The organism is Sporosarcina sp. P29 (assembly GCF_002743265.1).
Lineage (GTDB): Bacteria > Bacillota > Bacilli > Bacillales_A > Planococcaceae > Sporosarcina.
The window spans coordinates 1-452 of the sequence record NZ_PDYX01000079.1 but is presented as its reverse complement, the minus strand read 5'-3'; the positions used below and the strand labels follow the sequence as shown (position 1 = coordinate 452).

At 59.5% G+C, this 452-nt stretch carries 1 pseudogene; it reads right to left on the bottom strand.

The features are described from left to right. Positions 1-452 (bottom strand): annotated as a pseudogene (locus tag CSV68_RS16630) (D-xylose ABC transporter ATP-binding protein); the annotation flags it as partial.

Here is a 452-nt window from a genome sequence, read left to right as displayed (position 1 = left end):
GCACCTGCAGACTGCAGGGGAGCACTTTCTTGCCGTCGGTAAGGTGATGCACGTTAAGACGCGGGCTGCCGAGCGGGATATCGCGCTCTTTGTTAAACAGATCGCTTAGCGGACGGCCGACCATCATCTTCACCAGCTCAAAGGCGTTCAGTTTGTCGCGCGTCAGGCTACCGACGTACTGCCCGTCACGCAGAACGCTGACGCGATCGGAGAGTTCATACACTTCCGCCATGCGGTGGCTGATATAGATAATCGCCATTCCTTCCTCTCGCAGGCGCAGTATCAGCTCGAACAGGCGATGGGTTTCACGTGAGGAGAGGGCGGCGGTGGGTTCATCCATCACCAGAATGCGGCTGTTGCGGTGCAGCGCGCGGGCAATTTCAACCTGCTGCTGCTCGGCGATGGTCAGCCTCATTACCAGGTCGGTCGCCTTGAAGTGCGCGCCCAGACGG